Source organism: Legionella pelazae, assembly GCF_052527395.1.
The window spans coordinates 43,204-62,296 of record NZ_JBNVZS010000005.1; the positions used below are offsets into that span (position 1 = coordinate 43,204).

A 19,093-nucleotide genomic window follows, 5' to 3' on the forward strand; every position below is an offset into this window, starting at 1 on the left:
ACATATTATAGATACTCACCTGTTTAATTTATGAATAGGAACGAGTAATAATCTAAGATTCCGCGTAAGCGGAACCCAATAATTAATCAATTAGCTCTATTGCCATTGCAGTTGCTTCACCGCCACCGATACATAAAGCAGCCACACCACGCTTTTTAGTTTTTTGCTTTAGAGCATGGATTAAGGTAACTAGTATACGAGCGCCAGAAGCACCAATAGGATGGCCTAATGCACAAGCGCCGCCATGAATGTTAACCATATCAGCACTAAGTTCTAATTCTTGCATAGCTGCCATGGCAACAACAGCAAAGGCTTCATTGATTTCATACAAATCAACATCGTTTTGTTTCCAGCCCGCTCTGTTCATAACTTTACGAATTGCTTCAACAGGGGCAGTTGTAAACCATTGTGGCGCTTGAGCATGACTTGCATGCGCGACAATACGTGCTAATGGCTTTATACCTAGTTTGTTTGCTTGGGCGGCAGACATGATAATTAAGCTTGCTGCCCCATCAGAAATCGAGCTTGAATTAGCTGCAGTAACTGTTCCATCGGTTTGGAAAGCAGGTTTTAACTGCGCAATTTTTGCAAGTTTATTTGGATCAGGGCTTTCATCTTTTTCAATCGTTACATCGCCTTTCTTGCTGGCAATCGTAATTGGCACAATTTCTTCAGCGAAGCTACGATCGTTGTTAGCTTGTATCGCACGTTCTAGCGAGCGAATAGCAAATTCATCTTGCTGACTGCGGCTAAATTGATAATGTGTTGCTGTGGCTTCAGCAAAATAGCCCATTAATTTACCTCGATCATAAGCATCTTCTAAACCATCAAGAAACATATGATCTTTCATTTCGCCATGGCCTAAGCGATAGCCAGCTCGCGCTTTACTTAATAAATAGGGCGCATTACTCATGCTTTCCATACCACCTGCAAGTATGGTGTTTGCGGAACCGCATTTAATTAAATCATGCGCTAACATGACAGCTTTCATACCAGAGCCGCACATTTTATTAATGGTAGTTGCACCAATGGCTTCAGGTACGCCTGCTTTAATTGCAGCCTGCCGAGCTGGTGCTTGCCCAATACCAGCTTGCAGCACACAACCTGAAATCACTTCATCAATGTCGCTAGGTAAAAGTTGTGCATAATCAATAGCAGCACGATGAGATTCAGCACCTAAGTCAGGAGCCGATAAATTTGATAATGCGCCTAACATATTACCCATCGGGGTTCGTTTTGCTGCAACAATAACTACATCGTTCTGTTCCATTATGGTATTCCTTATACTGTTTCTTTAAAAAGTTCACGCCCAATCAACATGCGCCTAATTTCTGAAGTTCCTGCACCAATTTCATAAAGTTTAGCATCACGTAATAAACGTCCCGTAGGATATTCATTAATATAGCCATTTCCGCCTAATATCTGAATAGCCTGCAGTGCCATTTGCGTTGCTTTTTCAGCTGTATATAAAATGACACTTGCTGCATCCTTCCTACTAACTATTCCTGAATCACAAGCACGAGCTACCGCATACAAATAAGCCCGTGAAGCATTTAAGTCAGTATACATATCAGCAAGTTTCCCCTGAATAAATTGAAACTCACCTATAGGTTGATTAAATTGCTTTCGCTCATGAACATAGGGAAGCACAATATCTAAACAAGCTTGCATTATACCTATGGGCCCAGCAGCAAGGATAGTTCGCTCATAATCTAGTCCACTCATTAACACTCGTACGCCTTGATTAATCTCGCCTAATACATTCTCAGCAGAGACTTCACAATCCTCAAAAACTAACTCGCAAGTATTTGAGCCGCGCATGCCTAATTTATCTAGCTTCTGAGCTGTACGAAATCCTTTAAAACCTTTTTCAATAATAAACGCCGTGATCCCTTTACTGGCTGCTTGTTTATCTGTTTTAGCATAGACCACTAACACATCAGCATCCGGGCCATTTGTAATCCACATCTTAGTGCCATTGAGAATAAATTTATTATCTGCAGCTTGGGCATGTAATTGCATACTAACAACATCAGAGCCTGAGTTTGATTCGCTCATGGCTAAAGCGCCTATATATTCTCCACTGATAAGTTTAGGCAAATATCGGTGTTTTTGCTCATTATTGCCGTTAAGATAAATTTGATTAACACATAAATTAGAGTGTGCACCATAACTTAATCCAACTGAAGCAGAGGCACGCGAAATCTCTTCCATTGCAATAACATGTGCTAAATAACCCATATTAGCGCCACCATATTCTTCGCTCACGGTAACGCCTAATAATCCCATCTCACCAAGTTTTCGCCATAAATGATTAGGAAAGGCATTATCAGCATCAATTTTGGCAGCTAATGGAGCAATTTCCTGGTTGGCAAATTGATAAACACTTTCTCTTAAAAGATCAAGCGTTTCACCTAACTGATAATTTAAACCAATATGCATGGTATCTTCCTGTTACTTAGTATGAAAGTTCGTATGAAAGTAGGATTATTTCTATACCGAACTTGCTAAATTTTAGTCTAATTAGTTTACATGTTGTGCTTTATAAAATAGCGGATGTTTAATAACAAGCGTTCTTACTATGTATACCGAACCCACGCTATTTATGCAAATAAAGGCTAGACTATACTCAATTAGATTTAAGTTGCCTAGCCTTAAGCTTAAACCTTTTTAAGATAATTGGTTTACTGTAATTAACGTGAGTTTGACATAACAGAGACAAACTTACATTAAATCTAAATAAACATGCTTTAATTAATATAAGTTGCCACAATAAATACTTAAAATTGGGTAGGTAAGAGAGGATGGAGAATAATACATGAGTAATTTAGTTTTATGGGGCCATCATGTTGATGAATATCAGGATATGTTTGATTTATCAGAAAAGGATTTATCAGGTAAAATACTTGAATATGGTAGTGGTCCTAGTGCCTTCAATACTGAATTGACTCAAGATAAGAAATACTGCATTAGCTGTGATCCTCTATTTGTTTTAGATAAATCAACTCTGATAGCGAAAACAACGCTTGTTTTTTCTGATATGCTTGAGCAGCTTACCCGCGACCAAGATAAATTTAATTTTATTGCTTATGGTGATTTAGATGGCTTAGTACAAAAAAGGCGTTTAGGAATGCAATCATTTTTTAATGATTATTTGCAGGGTAAAAAAGAAAAGCGTTATCTTCCTTTAAAGGATATTCGGCTTTCTTTTGCTGATTTTTCATTTGATTTAGCGTTAAGTTCACATTATTTATTTGCTAACATTGAAGATCAAGATGTTGATTTCCATATTAATGCAATTAAAGAGCTTGCACGTGTTGCCAAAGAGGTGCGGATATTTCCTTTGATCAATCGCTTCAGTCAAACATCACCTCTATTGGGGCCGGTCATGTTGCAGTTACAGCAAGAAAATTATGGTCTTGAAGTGCGCAGTGTTAGCTATAATCTACAACCAAAGGGTAATGCAATGCTACGCGTATGGGCTCAGCAATGCTCATTAAATTCGCATCTTTAATCTTGTTATAAGATAACATGGTTAAAATGAGCTTAGTAATTAATCCTTTTTTCTATGCCATCCTTCTCTATCATTCCCTCTCCTTTCCTAACATTTTCGCTCCTTCTCTATCATTCTCACTTCTTTCCTGTGATTCTCGCTCCTTTTTCTGTCATTCCCGCTCCTTTTTCTGTCATTCCCGCGTAGGCGGGAATCCATCTAAAAATTAACCTTAGTGCTAATTGATGAATAGATCCCCGCCTGCACGGGGATGACGTAGGATTTGCAAGGATGACATAGAATTCTCGGGATGATATAGGATCATTTTTGGTTATAATTAACTCTCAAACTTATTCACGCAGCAATACCGCGCGGGAACGACAAGTGGTGGCTAGAGGTGTGATTTCACTTATACCTGCTAAGTTAAGATTGATTTTTTAATAATTTAAGTTAAATTGTGGCTAACCTTAATAGCGAGCTTTTCTATGTATTCGCTGATTCGTCCATTTCTTTTTAAACTCGAGGCTGAAAAAGCGCACTGGGTAACTTTAAAGGCACTTCACTATCTGCCGGCTTGCCTATTTAAACAAGTACCAAATACCAGCCCCCTTGTAGCGATGGGGCTAACCTTCAAGCACCCGATTGGACTTGCTGCCGGTTTAGATAAAAATGGGGCACATCTAGATGCATTAAATAAATTAGGTTTTTCCTTTATTGAAGTAGGCACGGTAACGCCTAGACCACAAGCAGGTAATCCTAAACCACGCTTATTTAGATTGCCAACTCATGAGGCTATTATTAATCGCATGGGTTTTAATAATGAAGGCGTAGATACCTTAATAAAAAATATTCAACAAAGCCAATATCGGGGCATATTAGGAATTAATATTGGGAAGAATAAAGATACGTCTTTAAATGCTGCTGCTGATGACTATTTAATTTGCCTGCAAAAGGTATATCGTTATGCCTCTTATGTAACGATTAATATTTCCTCGCCTAATACCCCTGATCTACGGCAATTACAGCAAAGTGAATATCTATCCATCTTGCTAAAGCAATTGGCTGACAAGCAAAAAGAACTGGCAGATACTTACCAGCGTTATGTTCCACTAGTCATCAAAATCTCTCCTGACGAGGACGATGAAACATTAAAACAAATCGCTAATACTGTTATTGAAAACAACATAGATGGCATCATTGCTACAAATACAACGTGTTCACGAGTAGGCATTGAAAATACACCTTTTGGCCAGGAACAAGGCGGTTTAAGTGGCAATCCTTTATTAAATCGTTCAACAGCGTGTTTAAAGTTACTAAAAAAGGTAGTTGGCTCTGCGGTAACCTTAATTGGCGCTGGTGGCATCTCTGATACTCAATCAGCGCAGCAAAAATTGGCTGCAGGCGCTAATTTACTGCAAGTATATACAGGCTTAATTTATCAGGGGCCTCAGTTGATTCCAAATTTGCTCAAAAATTTATCTTATTAAGGGATAATTTAGCAATTTAAATTAAAGTCAGTTTAATCCTTTTCTTGAATTTACAATTTAATTGTACTTATATATCTATCTCTACTTTACTTTCAAGTAAATCTATAATTTGACAAAAAGACAATAATCTAATCATATTGTGTTAATAATTTTCTGATAAAGTTGATTATAATTCATTTCTTTTGTTAAAACTATGATTACAATTTTTGGAGGTTATTACAAAAGGGTTGTAGAGGCTGTACAAATCTGATTCCGGTGGAAATGTTTGCGTCTCAAGATTCTAATGCAGGAAGAGAGGTTATTAAAGTCGATATTCCTCGCGCTGGCTTTTTAGATTTTTCGGCTAAAAGAACTTTTCTGGATCTAGAACAAGCGTGGGAAAAGGAGGGTGTTGCTGCTGAAGATTATATTCAAGGGCGCATAACTGGTTCAGTCTTCTGCGAGTTGATGTATAAAATTGGAGTAATGTCTGGCAAAATTGTACCCACTAGCTTGAAAGAAAGTGGAGATTTTTTTACTCATTTAGGAGAAGATAACCAAGTTTCCTTATCTTTTGCATATTTTAACGATACTGGTAAACCGTGTGGATTTTCTCTTATGACTTCTAAATCTGATCCTGGTTATTGGGGAATAGTGAAGAAGATAAGGATAATTTTGGAACAGTAGGTCGCCATTCGGCAGGTATTATGGTTAGGGGCCTTGATGTTACCCGGGTTGAAGGGTCAGAACCGTCTTTAACTAGTGGCTTGGAAACGAAAAAACAAGAAAGCAGGAAAGAAACAGCTTCCAATACCTCTCTAGACAGCGATAAAACAAGTTATATTTCTCCTTCGTAGATCGGCCTAGCCCGACAAATCAAATTAATTTTTTAATAAATATCCTTATTAATTATATCTTAAGCTTTATGTTGTATAATTATACTAATTGAATTAAATAGAATTAATTATATGGTCGATTTTATTGGTTTGCCTAAGAAAGAGAAACGTGAGTTCCAAAAATGGTATTTAGAAGAATTTCTAAGTTGCCTTAAAACTCCGGCAAAATTAAACCAGTGTTTTGTAAGCCGATATATCCGGTATGGGGCAACAGAAGATGAGATAGACAGAGAGATAGATGTTATCAAATTTTGCCACGAGAGCTTTGATGAGAGAGGGAAATATGTTGGTGCGGAGAATGATCGGCATAACTTGGATTACGATCGTTTTACATATTTCTTTTCTTCTAATAATGCACCAAGGGATCCTAGAGATAGTATACTATGTGATCGGGATCGATTTTTATTAGATATAATTCATTTTCATCTAGCTACTGCATGTGGTCAGAAATTAGGTAATAAATTTGAAAAAGATATGGCGATAATTACAGCCATAAAAGATAAAGCAGAACAAGAAAAATCACTCGAGAGCTATAAAAAAGGATGGTTGCCTGTTACAACAAATGTACAAGCACAAGGAAGTGTAGGCTCAGCAAATTTAGCTATGTTTTATTCCATGCTAACTGCATTTATTTCATCAGGGTATATAGATACTTACCTTTTAAAGCCATTCTATAACTTTTTACTTCCCGCCAAAGAGGAAGAGAAAGAGAAGGGGCCTTTAAGTTCTAGAGAAGAAGGGCAGCCTTTGTTTCAGATAGAAGAAGATAGATTAGAAAGCCCTATAATAGAGACTGAGTGGAATAAATTCCTATTACTTCTAACTAGTGCGGACGATGAAGAAGATGCTTATAGAGTCAATACAGAAAATGAGAAACTTAAGCAAGAAAATGAAAAGCTTAAGCAGGATAACAGAGGTCTTCAAACCCAAGCACTAGGTGCAAAAATAGGTTTAGGCATCGCTTTTGCTGCATGTATAGGTATAGGTGGATTTTTAGGTACTATTCTTATTCCTATTCCAGGTGTTGGTACTGCAACTGGTATGATTTTAGGTGGTCTAATTGGCGGTGGTGGTACAGCCTCATTAGGTTTTGCTGGCGCTGGAATATTTAATTTTGCCACCGGCCAACCTAAGAATGGTTTAGGGTTTACCACTTTAGCTTTTGCCAGCGGTGGTGCTATTGGCGGTGCATTTTTAGGAACCGTATTTATTCCAATTCCAATAGTCGGTACTCTTATTGGTGCTGCTGCAGGTGCTTTATTGGGAGCTGCTATTCCAATAACTGTAAAATTCGCTATAGATGGAGTTAAATGGCTTCATAATAAGTATAAAAATTCTAAAGGAGCCAATAATGAAAGAATCCAGATTGTCTCTTCAAATGAGGAAGGTAAAGAGCAAAAGTATGAGTCATCTCATGGAAGAATGCTTGTTGAGGGGTTAGGGCCTGACTTTAAGGAAGAACAAACTGATTCTATGGAAACAAATAACTTACCACCGCCTGTGAATTTTCGTCCTTCAAGTAGTCAATTAACAAGAGACAACTCTGAGTCTAAAAAAGAGATTATATTTAACTAAATTGTTTAAACCTTCCATTTTTAATATAGTCAACGTAGGTCGGGCCTGGGCCCGACATTTCGATCTTGTGGCAAAAAGCCAATATTTAAAGTTTTTGTTGAGTTGTTATGTTGGGCCGAGGCCCAACCTACATTTCTTTAGTTTGATATGATTATTTTTGTATAGTCAGTTATAGCCTGACATCTTAAGCTGTTATTTCTTTATTAACGCCCCTGTTTGACAATTAGCATTTACAGTTGAATTAAAGGGGTCATAGCTACCATAATTGGGACCAAAGAAGGCCATGTAACCTGGGTTAGTTTTAGTGACCCAATTTGGTTTGCCACCAATGTATAATTTATCTTTGTCTAATATTCTTACATCAGTAAATACACCTTTATCGACAATAATCTTAGTTAAGTCGATACCTGTAGCGCTAAAGTTTAATAAAATAGGCGTTGTATCAGCATAAATATCGTAACCTAACCAATAGCTGTTTGATCCTTGTTTGCGCTGCGAAACACAGGGCTCAGTTGGATCAGTTGTCTTTTCGACTTGAATGTAGCCATTGGCAATCGTGCTACTAACAGGTACATAAATCATGTTATCTGTAGCTGATCGAATAGGCTCAATGGTTTTATTATCAGAACTTAGCACACCAATCTTTGCTGAAAATTGATTGCCTGGGTTAACGGCTTGCGCGAGTGTGTAGGCCCAATTTTCAGGTCTAGCAGTATCGGCAGTTAATTGTAGTGGCGTGCTAGGGAAGAGATAATCTTTTCCAGCATTATCGATAAGACGTAACTGAATCTTATCACCAGCCTGTAAGGTCGAATCCAGTGTTGCTCTACCAACCATTTTCCATGTTGCAGTCACTGCAGGAAGGTGAGTAAATTGCGTGCTAACTCGACTGGTTGTTTGGCCTTGCTGGACGGTTAAATTAACTCTTACGATTTGTTGAGCATTAATATTAGCTATTAATAAACGTGCTCTTGCACTTTGACTGTTTTGTAGCTGATAAGGTGTTTGATTTTCCGCATCAATCGACCAACTATAAGTTAAATTGGTTCCAGTAGATTGACTACCATCCAGTTGTAACTCGGTAGGGCCTGTAACACTAGCAGGTAGAGGTCTAATAACTGCTTTCACTACAGGAGGATTAGTGTCATCGGGTGAAAATACAACGTCAATACACGAGTGAAAACGTTCATAAGTATAATGATTTCGTCCCCATTCACCATAAATGACTGCGCGATTAGCACGTGCAGGTACATTACAAGTTGTGATAAATCGGTTAGTTGCTTTATCAGGAACTACATTTGGATTTGCATTGGGTGATTGATCGTTATATTTAAGATGACAAAAAGGGGTTGTTTCAAAATCATTCCAAGTTAGCTCTTTGGTAGGGTCAAATTGGAAATCAGGTTTTGTGATCCAATAAACGAATTCTTCTGTGTCACCGAAATGGTTTCCCCAAGAAATGTTCCAAACAAATTTTTGCTGACCACCTGCAATTTGAGTTGTTGGCCAATCATTTGCTCTATCCCAAGGTGTTTTACCACCACTCCACATCTCAGAAGCAAAGCCGCAGACATATTTAGGTAATTGCTCAATAGGTTTAGTAGAACGGCCGATAGTATGCGTTAAAACAGCCATAAAATTATAAATACTGTTATCTATACTGCCGTCTTCCTTAGTCATGATAGGTCGGCATTTTTCATGAGTCATTTTATCTTTAAAAATTTCATCAGGTTTGCTCTCTACCCCACAAAATTGCATCCGTGATGGTGGGCTTTCAATAACACCATGGGCGAAGGCTTGGGATGAAACCTGTAATATAAATAGATAAGTAAAAAAGGTAAGGGATAGTCGTTTAAGATATTTCATATTCTTAAGTCCATATAAAAAAAGAATTTTCTTTATAAACGAAATTCTTCTTTTATTCAAATGTGGTTTAAATTAAATCACATTTAGGGAAAGAATGTATCAGTTTCATTTCAATGGGATGTTACTATTAGTTAAAATGACCAATTACGAAAATTATACTTTGATTTAATTACTTTTTAGTCTATTTTGAATAATCAGAAAGTAATTTTCATAAATTTATATTTTTCTAAATCAGTGCGTATTTTATTTAACTCAATTCATAAGGAAAATGATTATGAGATATCGTCTGCGCGGCTTAGGCTCGCTAATTTTGTTAACACAAAGCATACTTGCTTCAGCATCTCAACCCATAGAAGCGCCAGTTGTTGCTGCTCAACCGACTACGTGTATAAGTTCACAATTTATAGTAACGGGCGATCAGTATTGGAAATCGGTTACACTACGATTAACAAACAATTGCGCTGCAGCAGTTGATTTTGAAAATACGACAGTCACGTTTAAAAATAGGGCGCCTCTAAATACTTCTTTTTGGGGTGAATTCTCACCACTACCTTATCCTGATAGCCCTCTTAATATTAGTTCACAGCCTCAATCAGACGGAACGTATTTAGCAACTCTTAATATGCACTTTACCGCTTATCCTGGTACAAGCACTAATTTACCAGTAGGTAGATCAATCCAGATTAAATATGGTGTTGCGACAGATACTCATATAGATGGTACAGTTAATGTTTATGTTGGTGGAACACCTGTTGAAACAGGTAGTCTTCAATTAAGAAACGCGACTGCAAAGCCAAGTACTGTGACTCAGAACTATGCATTAGTTCACCTAACGATGAATGGCCAAAAAGTTAGTGAGGTTCAGCTACCTTGGAATACAACTGTCACAGTGCCTAATTTAGCACCAGGTTCCTATACCATATCTCCCCAAGCTGTGACTGATAGCGCTGGTGGTACTTATCAAGGTAGTGCTGTACCAAGTTCAATAACTATTAATGCTAACCAGCAAGCGTCTTCTACTATTACTTATAGCTTAACACAACAGTCAGGCAGAATAGCAATTAATGTGCAAGATTTGCCTAGCGTGCTAACAGGCTATACAGGTAAGCCAGTTGTGTTAATTAGGGAAAACCAATCAGGTGGCTCAGTAGCACAGACTGTGGCTTGGAATACAACCACAACAGTAAGTCAATTGAAAGCAGGTAGTGTGTATACGTTTTCAACAGATACAATTAACTACAATTGTTATACTTGTACACCAAGCTTTAATCCAGCAAGCTTAACAGCAAGTACTAGCGCTCCTACAACTAACTTGACTTATAAGTGTGTTCAGGTAGCTCAAGATTCAGTGACCTTGAATGTTACGGGGGCACCAACTACTTTAGCCTCATTAAGAGTTACTTTGACACCGAATAATAATACCGCGCCAGTAACGACTACTGTTAGTTTGTCTAATGGTAATGGTTCAAAAACGGTCATGTTAACTGATGGTGTGATATATACTTTGTCAGCAGAACCTGTTAGTGGTTATTCTGTTAAGTTTACGCCACAACCACTTACAGCGACTCCTAATGCGAGTGTCGCAATTGCTCTAACTAAACAAGGTACAGGTACACCTGTTGCAGTAAATGGCCAATTGACTGTATGTGGAACTAAACTATGTAATGAGCACGGTGAAGCTATTCAGTTAAAAGGCATGAGTTCACATGGGCTACAGTGGTTTAGTCAATGTATGACGCCTGCAGCATTAGATGTCTTGGTTAGTGGTTTTAAATCTAACGTCATTCGAATTGCTTTGTATGTTCAGGAAGGTGGTTATGAAACTAATCCTGCGCAATTCACACAGCAAGTGAGTAGCTTAATTGATCAAATAACTGCTCGTGGTGTATATGTTATTGTTGATTGGCATATCTTAAACCCTGGCGATCCTAACTATAATTTAGAGAGGGCTAAGAAATTCTTTACAGATATTGCTACTGTACATAAGGATAAAAACAATATTCTGTATGAAATAGCCAATGAGCCTAATGGTGTTAGTTGGGCGACTATCAAGAATTATGCTGATCAAATTATTCCAGTGATTAGAGCAATTGATTCTAACGCACCTATTTTAGTAGGTACGAGAGCTTGGAGTTCTTTAGGAGTCTCTGAAGGTAGTAGCTATCAGGAAATTGTTAATAATCCAGTAAACTTTCCAAATATTATGTATACGTTCCATTTTTACGCTGCCTCACATAGAGATAATTATTTAAGTGCATTAGATAGCGCTTCTAATGTTCTACCAATTTTTGTCTCTGAATTTGGTACGCAAACATTTAGTGGTGATGGTGAAAATGATTTTGCTATGTCTGATAGATACATGCAACTTATGGCAAGCAAAAAAATAGGCTGGACAAATTGGAATCATTCGGATGATTTTCGTTCAGGTGCTATCTGGACAACAGGCACTTGCTCTAGAAATATCTGGACAGATGATCGCTTAAAGCCAGCAGGCGTTTATATCAAAAATAAAATTCAAAATCCCTAAACTAGGCTAAGCAATAGCGCAATCGGAATGGTAATTGATTGCGCTATTTTTACTAATTTCTTTTTGTACATATCACAAGCAATTATGTTTACTTTGGTAAGCAGCTATCAATCAAACTAATTTAATAATTAAGTAAGGCCACTCAATAATCATTCCTTAGCCCTCCTGTCATATACGCATAGACGGGTATCGTGAGGTTTTGGGAATAGACTAAAAAATCTGTCATACCCGCGTAGATGGATATCCATCTTGCAAAACAAACCAATTGCTAAAATCAAAACACTGAAAGTTGCTGGTTAAAAACTACGATATTTTAATCAGTGCTATAACCCCCATGGATGCCCGCCTGCGCGGGCATGACAGAAAGTTGGGCATGATACGTATTTGTGTAAAATAAACTAAAAACTCTGTCATACCCGCGTAGGCGGGTATCCATCCTGCCAGCAAACCAATTGCTAAAATTAAAACACTGAAAGTTGCTGGTTAAAAACTACGATATTTTAATCAGTGCTATAACCCCCATGGATGCCCGCCTGCGCGGGCATGACAGAAAGTTGGGCATGACAAGTAGGTGTAAATTGTCTTTACAGGATAATTAACTACTCAAATCAATTTAACTTTTATAACTTAGCTAATTATCTATGTTAATAAAGTCAATAAACTTGGCACTCAGAAAGGTTTGCGGCTACAATTTCACTTTTTTGCATATTTAATTCTAAATGACTCAAACATTCTCGAGTAAAACACGTTTTCTTTATTGGCGGCTGCTTCGTTATGTTAAACCTTTCTGGTTAGTTTTACTTTTAGGGATTTTTGCCAATGTTATCTATTCTTTGATTGACGCTACATTTACCTACATGATGCGGCCCTTTTTAGATAAAAGTTTTATAAATATTGATTTAGAATTTGTTAAAAAAATTCCTATCATTGTTTTAATAGGAATCACATTTCGTGGCTTGGTAAGCTCACTAGGTAGCTATTGTATGACTTGGGTTGCTCGCTCTGTTGTTAAAGTATTAAGACAACATGTTTTTGCCCATATTATTAAGTTACCATCTAGTTATTATGACCAGGCAACTTCAGGTCAATTATTATCTAAAATTCTTTATGATGTTGAGCAAGTAGCGCAGGTTAGCGCGGATGCATTAACCGATTTTGTACAAAATGCTTGCTTGGTAATTGGGCTCTTAATAGTCATGATGGTTATTAGTTGGCAATTATCCTTAATGTTTTTATTAACCATCCCTTTTGTTGGTATTTTAGTTAATTTCACTAATAAGCGAGTAAGACGTATTAGTCATAAAGTACAAAAGACGATGGGTGAAGTCACTGAAATTGCTGCTGAGGCGATTGAAGGCTACCGAGTTGTGCGTATTTTTGGTGGCGAAAATTATGAAATGCGAAAATTTAATCAAGCAACGGAGACATCAAGAGTTAATGATATGAAAGTTGCCATGAGTAAGGCCATTAACGTGACTGGTGTACAATTTATTATTGCTCTAGGTATTGCATTAATTATTTTTGCTGCAATTAAACTTACGACTGTTATGCCGATTACAGCAGGCTCTTTTTTAGCTATTATTGCTGCTATGTTACAATTGATTAAACCAATTAAAACGCTTACAACATTAAATGCCACCATTCAAAAGGGGCTGGCCGGTGCAGAAAGTGTATTTACTTTGCTTGACAGTCCTATTGAAGAGAATAAGGGTAAACAACTCACTAAGCGTATAAAAGGCGCTATTGAATTTGATAACGTGACTTATGCTTATCGTGAGGGATTGCCTATCTTACACCATGTTAGTTTTTCTATAAAGCCTGGTGAAACAGTGGCTTTAGTAGGGCACTCAGGCAGTGGGAAAACAACGCTGGCAAGTTTGCTTCCACGCTTCTATGAATTACAGAAAGGTCAAATTCTCTTAGATAATATATCTATTAAAGACATTTCATTAACCAGCTTAAGACAGCAAATCGCTTTAGTTAGTCAGCAAGTTACTTTATTTAATGACACTTTAGCTAATAATATTGCTTATGGGCGTTTTGATGTGAGTCGAGCAGAGATTATAGCTGCTGCTAAACTTGCTTATGCCGATGAATTTATTGTGCGTCTGCCAGAAGGTTATGATACCAAAATTGGTGAAAATGGTATTCTACTTTCGGGGGGTCAAAGACAACGACTTGCTATTGCGCGTGCTATTTTAAAAAACGCACCTATTCTAATACTTGATGAGGCGACTTCTGCTCTAGATAGTGAATCGGAGCATTACATTCAATCGGCTTTACAAGAGATCATGCAAAATAGAACGACACTTGTCATTGCACATCGCTTATCGACAGTAAAAAATGCACATAGAATTGTTGTGATGCATCAGGGAAGGGTTGTTGAGCAGGGTACGCACCAGCAGCTAATTGCGAAAAATGGCCACTATGCTCAGCTTTATCGCACCCAGAGTTTATTAACTGAGATTAAAAAGGAAAGTGTGGTTGATGCAACGTAGTTTAGAGAATTTATGGTATAATCAGCATCCAGGACGCTGGTTGCTTTGGCCTTTTTCTTACTGTTATCAAAAAATCACAGACTGGCGCCGAGCCTATTTACAATCTTTTAAACAACAAAATTTTTCAGTACCTATTATTGTAGTAGGTAATCTAACAGTAGGTGGAGTTGGTAAGACGCCTTTAGTCATCGCTTTAACTAAAGCTTTAAAGAATAAGGGCTTAAAAGTAGGCATTGTCAGTCGTGGCTACCGTGCAACAATAAAAAAATTTCCCTATAAAGTACAGCCTACTGATCAGGCAAGTTTAGTCGGTGATGAACCTTTACTTTTAGCTAGAAAGACAGACTGCCCGGTGGTGATAGCACCTAAACGTAGTGAAGCAGTACGTTATTTAATTACACATCATCAAAGCCAAATTATTATTAGCGATGATGGATTACAGCATTATGCGATGGCGCGCCATATTGAAATAGTAGTTATTGATGGGATTCGGGGCCTTGGTAATGGTTTATGTTTACCTGCCGGTCCTTTACGTGAGCATCCTAAACGTTTAAACACGGTTGATTTTTTAATTGTGAATGAAGGCAAGTGGCCTAATGCCTATCCAATGATTATGCAACCAGGGCAATTAGTTAATTTAGTAACAGATAAAATGATTGATATTGAAGAATTAACCGGCTCAATTGCGGCAGTAGCTGCAATTGGTCACCCGCAGCGATTCTATACTACTCTCACCAACATGGGTATAAAGTTTACTAGCTACTCTTTTCCAGATCATCATGTATTTTCTAAAGAAGAATTAAATGTTTTAGAGAGTAAAGTCATCATGACAGAAAAAGATGCGGTAAAGTGTCAATCGTTTGCAACCAATGATTGGTACTTTTTACCAGTAGAGGCTAAATTAAGTGATACTTTTTGGGATGCTTTCTGGTCACATGACCAAATTAAAAGGTTATTGCCAACATGAAACGAATGCAAACTTATACTCTCTTATTTTTTTTAGGATTAATACTAAATTACTCTTTCGCTCATGCTGAAGTGCTAGAATCTGCAGAGAGTGCCGAGCCTACCATTATTCAAAAGATCTCATCTTTGCATGTGCCTCAAGCAGATTGGACTTTCTCAGGAATAGCCACTAATGAAAGTGGTGAACGATATATTTATTTTTTTGAAATACAACGTAACTATAATAATTTTCATGGTTTGGCCACTGTTATTGATGCGCAATCAAAACAAATTTTAGTTTATGAACAAAGTAATACCTTAATTGATAATCCTGAACTTACCCATTGGCAAGTAGGGAATCTCTTTTTGCGCTTTAATCCAATTAATAATAGCTGGGTTTTTGGTGCAAAAAATAAAAAGAAAAAAGGGTTTAATTTTAAGGTTGATATGTTGGGCTCAACGCAAGCCCTTCCTAGACAGCAAGAATTAAGAATAGGTATAGAGTTTCTTATTAACCAAACAGGCCGTTTAAATGGTCATATTTTACCTAATGATAATAAAGAGCAATTTGTCACAGCTAAAAAGGCTTGGTTTAAACAAATTTGGGTTAATAAACCGCAACCGCTTAGACATTTAGTAAAATCTATTTTATGTGACTTTAACGACGGTAGTGGACTGTATTCAGTAAGTCTGCAAGAATCGGATGCGACGCAAGGCTCTATTTCTGGCTGGCGTAATGAACAAGGTATACCCGTAACAATATCTCAATTTATAACAACCCAAGATAAAGAAAATATCTGGCATATACAAATTTCGTCACCTAAAGTGAAACTAACGTTTGAGAATTTGCTTGATAAAATTAATGAAAATCAGCAATTAGTTATGGGTCTGACTGATACGACAATGCCAGGGTTTTGTGCTATTCATTATAATGATATTAATGAACATATTATTGAGCAGGCAGTTAGTGCTAAAGAAAAAGGCAATGGATGAACTTACGTGATCTACACTATTTTGTAGTCTTGGCGAGGGTAAAACATTTTGGTGAGGCTGCTAAATTATGTTATGTCAGTCAACCAACCCTTAGCATGCAGATTAAAAAATTAGAGGAAGAGTTAGATTTAATTTTGTTTGAACGTAACAATAAACAAGTGATGCTAACAGAACAAGGGCAAATCTTGGTTAAGCATGCTCAAGCAATTTTAAATCAAGTTGCAGAAATGAAGGAATTGGCTCGAGCTAGCGCTGATCCTCTTTCTGGTGAAATACGCTTAGGCGTAATACCAACCTTGGCGCCTTACCTACTGCCTTTAGTGATGCCTGACATTCAAAAAAAATTTCCTAAATTGCGTATTTGGCTAATTGAAGAAAAAACAGATACATTAACGACAATGCTCAATCAGGGGCAATTAGATGCGGCATTAATGGCTACTCCTGTAAGAGGTGACTTAGTGCAACATAATTTGTTTGATGAACCTTTTTATTTTATCTGCTCAGCTTTATCACCCTTATATCAACATCCATCAATTCAATTAGAAGAGTTAAAAGGCCAACCTGTTCTTTTATTAGCTGAAGGTCATTGTTTAAGGGAGCAGGCAATGGCTCTATGTCAATCAGCCCAAGTAGAAACAAAAATTGATTTTACAGCAACAAGCTTAGAAACTTTACGCCTTATGGTTCAGGCTGGTGCAGGTGTTACTTTAATTCCAGCTTTAGCAACGCAAACGCAAACATCATCTAATCATTCTTTAGCCATTATTCCATTTGTAAGGCCCGCACCTGCACGCACTGTCGCCTTATATTGGCGTGCTACTTCAATAAAAGTTATTTGCTTACAAAAGTTAGCAGCGTTAATAATAAAAAAAGCAAAGGGTCATCTGGAGCAGATAGAAAATAAATTTAGGTTAAATTAAATTATTATGAGCAAATTAGCTAATGTTGCGCACTTAAGAGTTGCTTTCCAAACAGACCAAGGCATTATTATAACGGTTGATGATATTAATTTTGCTTTAAAGCCTGGTGAAACATTAGCTCTTTTAGGTGAATCGGGCTCTGGTAAATCATTAACTGCATTAGCTATGATGCGTCTTTTACCTAATAATGCTGCTTACAGTGAGGAAAGTAAGATTACTATTGCTAAGCAAGATGTACTTTTGATTCCGGAGCAGCAGATGCGCCATTTGCGCGGGCAAGATATAGCTATCATTTTTCAAGAGCCCATGACTGCTTTAAATCCCGTCTTACCTATTAAAGAGCAGTTAGCAGAAGCTTTACTACAACATCAAACGCTTTCTATTGATGAACTTAACCAGCAAATGATTGACTTGTTGCATAAAGTAGAAATATCTGAGCCAGAGCTACGTTTACAACAATATCCCCATCAACTTTCCGGTGGACAAAAGCAACGAGTTGTTATTGCTATGGCTTTAGCTAATAATCCAAAAATACTCATTGCTGATGAACCTACTACTGCCTTAGACGTTATTATACAAACTCAAATTTTAACCTTACTGAAAAAATTACAGCAGGACAATCATATGAGTATTTTACTCATTACACATGATTTGGCTGTCGTTAAGGCTATGGCAGATAGAGTGTGCGTTATGTATGCTGGACAAATTGTTGAGGAAGCAGCGGTTGCTGAATTTTTTAAGCAAGTAAAGCATCCTTATTCACAACAACTTTTGGCTTCTTTACCCCATTATCAAAAGCGAAATCAATTTTTATCAAGCATTGCAGGCAATGTTCCAGCAATGGAAGATTTGCCGCCAGGATGCCGTTTTCATCCACGTTGCGCTCATGCATTTTCACCTTGTACTCATAAGCTGCCAACACTACAGCATGTCAATAATCACCTTGTGCGTTGCCACCTTTATCCAGATTCCCAAGAATTACCTCCTTTACCGCAGGTCAGTGAGGAAAGTTTTCTAGCTAAAAATAATCACGAATTAATACTTGAAGTAAAAAATCTTAAAGTTTATTACCATCTAGGTAAGGGATTTTTGAAGCGTAAACATAAGGTAATTAAAGCAGTCGATGATTTATCTTTTAAGTTGTATAAAGGTAAAACGCTTGCCTTAGTTGGCGAGTCAGGTTGTGGTAAAACAACCGTTAGTCGAGCATTACTTCATTTATTACCTATTACCGGCGGGGAGATTAATTACCGCGGCCAATCAGTACCATATTTGCGAAGAGGCGCTTTAAAGAGTTATCGCAAAAGGGTGCAAATCATTTTTCAAGATCCTTACTCATCAATGAATCCACGTTTAACAGTAAATGAAATTTTAGCTGAAGGAATGGTAGTGCAAGGGTTGAAAAAAGCAGCTATTAAACGTAGACAATTACAGTTATTAGATTATGTTAATTTACCTCAAAATAGTCTTGAGCGTTATCCGCATCAATTCTCTGGCGGGCAACGTCAGCGTATTTGTATTGCACGTGCGTTAGCTATTGAACCTGAAATTCTAGTTTGTGATGAACCAACGAGTGCTCTTGATGTATCAGTACAAGCACAATTATTAAATTTATTAAAACGGTTGCAAGCAGAACTAGGAATAGCCTATTTATTTATTACCCACAATATGGGCGTGGTATCTTATTTTGCTGATGATGTCATGGTTATGAAGGCGGGAAGAATTGTTGAACAAGGTCCGTGTGAAGTAGTTTTTGCTCAGCCACAGCATGATTATACTCGGCAGTTGTTAAACAGCGTTTTGGAAGTGCATTAAAATATTATTTTAGGTGCTGAATAACTATCTAAGCTAGTGTTGGTTATCATCAAATAGTCTAGGAATTGTTTCGATGCAATAAAAGTAGATAAATAAGGT

The 19,093-nt window shown here is 37.3% G+C and carries 14 protein-coding genes; 11 read left to right on the forward strand and 3 right to left on the reverse strand.

Going from position 1 to position 19,093, the window contains the following annotated elements:
• Positions 1 to 82: 82 nt before the first annotated feature.
• Complete coding sequence (locus tag ACQUW5_RS07135; RefSeq protein ID WP_444990538.1) at positions 83 to 1,270, reverse strand: acetyl-CoA C-acyltransferase; 1,188 nt, start codon at positions 1,268 to 1,270, stop codon at positions 83 to 85.
• An 11-nt stretch (positions 1,271 to 1,281) separates the two neighbouring features.
• Positions 1,282 to 2,442, reverse strand: coding sequence for an isovaleryl-CoA dehydrogenase (locus tag ACQUW5_RS07140; RefSeq protein ID WP_444990539.1), 1,161 nt, complete (start codon positions 2,440 to 2,442; stop codon positions 1,282 to 1,284).
• 376 nt (positions 2,443 to 2,818) lie between these two features.
• On the opposite strand from ACQUW5_RS07140, the gene ACQUW5_RS07145 reads away from it, so the two are divergent.
• From ACQUW5_RS07145 to ACQUW5_RS07165, 5 genes are all read left to right on the forward strand, one after another.
• Entirely contained in the window at positions 2,819 to 3,514 is a 696-nt protein-coding gene (locus ACQUW5_RS07145; RefSeq protein ID WP_444990540.1) for a hypothetical protein, read from the forward strand.
• Positions 3,515 to 3,978: 464 nt separating this feature from the next.
• Positions 3,979 to 4,980, forward strand: a complete 1,002-nt coding sequence (locus ACQUW5_RS07150) for a quinone-dependent dihydroorotate dehydrogenase (RefSeq protein ID WP_444990541.1) — start codon at positions 3,979 to 3,981, stop codon at positions 4,978 to 4,980.
• Between the two features lie 261 nt (positions 4,981 to 5,241).
• Positions 5,242 to 5,646, forward strand: a complete 405-nt coding sequence (locus tag ACQUW5_RS07155) for a hypothetical protein (protein WP_444990542.1) — start codon at positions 5,242 to 5,244, stop codon at positions 5,644 to 5,646.
• 20 nt (positions 5,647 to 5,666) lie between these two features.
• Entirely contained in the window at positions 5,667 to 5,816 is a 150-nt protein-coding gene (locus ACQUW5_RS07160; RefSeq protein WP_444990543.1) for a hypothetical protein, read from the forward strand.
• 111 nt (positions 5,817 to 5,927) lie between these two features.
• Positions 5,928 to 7,430 (forward strand): hypothetical protein, encoded by a 1,503-nt coding sequence (locus ACQUW5_RS07165; protein ID WP_444990544.1) that lies wholly within the window; start codon positions 5,928 to 5,930, stop codon positions 7,428 to 7,430.
• Between the two features lie 192 nt (positions 7,431 to 7,622).
• On the opposite strand, the gene ACQUW5_RS07170 is transcribed toward ACQUW5_RS07165, so the two are convergent.
• Positions 7,623 to 9,296: a lytic polysaccharide monooxygenase gene (locus ACQUW5_RS07170; protein ID WP_444990545.1), complete on the reverse strand. Its 1,674-nt coding sequence runs from the start codon at positions 9,294 to 9,296 to the stop codon at positions 7,623 to 7,625.
• Positions 9,297 to 9,570: 274 nt separating this feature from the next.
• On the opposite strand from ACQUW5_RS07170, the gene ACQUW5_RS07175 reads away from it, so the two are divergent.
• The 6 genes from ACQUW5_RS07175 (at position 9,571) to ACQUW5_RS07200 (ending at position 18,994) form a co-directional block, all read left to right on the forward strand.
• On the forward strand, positions 9,571 to 11,823 hold the full coding sequence (locus ACQUW5_RS07175) for a cellulase family glycosylhydrolase (protein WP_444990546.1): 2,253 nt from the start codon (positions 9,571 to 9,573) through the stop codon (positions 11,821 to 11,823).
• Between the two features lie 719 nt (positions 11,824 to 12,542).
• Entirely contained in the window at positions 12,543 to 14,321 is a 1,779-nt protein-coding gene (gene msbA / locus ACQUW5_RS07180; protein ID WP_444990547.1) for a lipid A export permease/ATP-binding protein MsbA, read from the forward strand.
• A complete protein-coding gene (lpxK, locus tag ACQUW5_RS07185; protein ID WP_444990548.1) occupies positions 14,311 to 15,288 on the forward strand; it encodes a tetraacyldisaccharide 4'-kinase in 978 nt (325 codons plus the stop codon). Before msbA ends, lpxK begins: the two co-directional genes overlap by 11 nt.
• Positions 15,285 to 16,259 carry a hypothetical protein gene (locus tag ACQUW5_RS07190; protein ID WP_444990549.1) on the forward strand — a complete coding sequence of 325 codons (975 nt, stop codon included), beginning with the start codon at positions 15,285 to 15,287 and terminating at the stop codon, positions 16,257 to 16,259. Before lpxK ends, ACQUW5_RS07190 begins: the two co-directional genes overlap by 4 nt.
• Positions 16,256 to 17,179: a LysR substrate-binding domain-containing protein gene (locus ACQUW5_RS07195; RefSeq protein ID WP_444990550.1), complete on the forward strand. Its 924-nt coding sequence runs from the start codon at positions 16,256 to 16,258 to the stop codon at positions 17,177 to 17,179. Before ACQUW5_RS07190 ends, ACQUW5_RS07195 begins: the two co-directional genes overlap by 4 nt.
• A 6-nt stretch (positions 17,180 to 17,185) precedes the next feature.
• Positions 17,186 to 18,994 carry an ABC transporter ATP-binding protein gene (locus tag ACQUW5_RS07200; protein WP_444990551.1) on the forward strand — a complete coding sequence of 603 codons (1,809 nt, stop codon included), beginning with the start codon at positions 17,186 to 17,188 and terminating at the stop codon, positions 18,992 to 18,994.
• Positions 18,995 to 19,093 lie beyond the last annotated feature (99 nt).

Excerpts from the sequence above, each read along its gene's own strand:
- ACQUW5_RS07135 (WP_444990538.1), bottom strand. The coding sequence starts at position 1,270 with ATGGAACAGAACGATGTAGTTATTGTTGCAGCAAAACGAACCCCGATG.
- ACQUW5_RS07140 (WP_444990539.1), bottom strand. The coding sequence starts at position 2,442 with ATGCATATTGGTTTAAATTATCAGTTAGGTGAAACGCTTGATCTTTTA.
- ACQUW5_RS07145 (WP_444990540.1), top strand. The coding sequence starts at position 2,819 with ATGAGTAATTTAGTTTTATGGGGCCATCATGTTGATGAATATCAGGAT.
- ACQUW5_RS07150 (WP_444990541.1), top strand. The coding sequence starts at position 3,979 with ATGTATTCGCTGATTCGTCCATTTCTTTTTAAACTCGAGGCTGAAAAA.
- ACQUW5_RS07155 (WP_444990542.1), top strand. The coding sequence starts at position 5,242 with ATGTTTGCGTCTCAAGATTCTAATGCAGGAAGAGAGGTTATTAAAGTC.
- ACQUW5_RS07160 (WP_444990543.1), top strand. The coding sequence starts at position 5,667 with ATGGTTAGGGGCCTTGATGTTACCCGGGTTGAAGGGTCAGAACCGTCT.
- ACQUW5_RS07165 (WP_444990544.1), top strand. The coding sequence starts at position 5,928 with ATGGTCGATTTTATTGGTTTGCCTAAGAAAGAGAAACGTGAGTTCCAA.
- ACQUW5_RS07170 (WP_444990545.1), bottom strand. The coding sequence starts at position 9,296 with ATGAAATATCTTAAACGACTATCCCTTACCTTTTTTACTTATCTATTT.
- ACQUW5_RS07175 (WP_444990546.1), top strand. The coding sequence starts at position 9,571 with ATGAGATATCGTCTGCGCGGCTTAGGCTCGCTAATTTTGTTAACACAA.
- msbA (WP_444990547.1), top strand. The coding sequence starts at position 12,543 with ATGACTCAAACATTCTCGAGTAAAACACGTTTTCTTTATTGGCGGCTG.
- lpxK (WP_444990548.1), top strand. The coding sequence starts at position 14,311 with ATGCAACGTAGTTTAGAGAATTTATGGTATAATCAGCATCCAGGACGC.
- ACQUW5_RS07190 (WP_444990549.1), top strand. The coding sequence starts at position 15,285 with ATGAAACGAATGCAAACTTATACTCTCTTATTTTTTTTAGGATTAATA.
- ACQUW5_RS07195 (WP_444990550.1), top strand. The coding sequence starts at position 16,256 with ATGAACTTACGTGATCTACACTATTTTGTAGTCTTGGCGAGGGTAAAA.
- ACQUW5_RS07200 (WP_444990551.1), top strand. The coding sequence starts at position 17,186 with ATGAGCAAATTAGCTAATGTTGCGCACTTAAGAGTTGCTTTCCAAACA.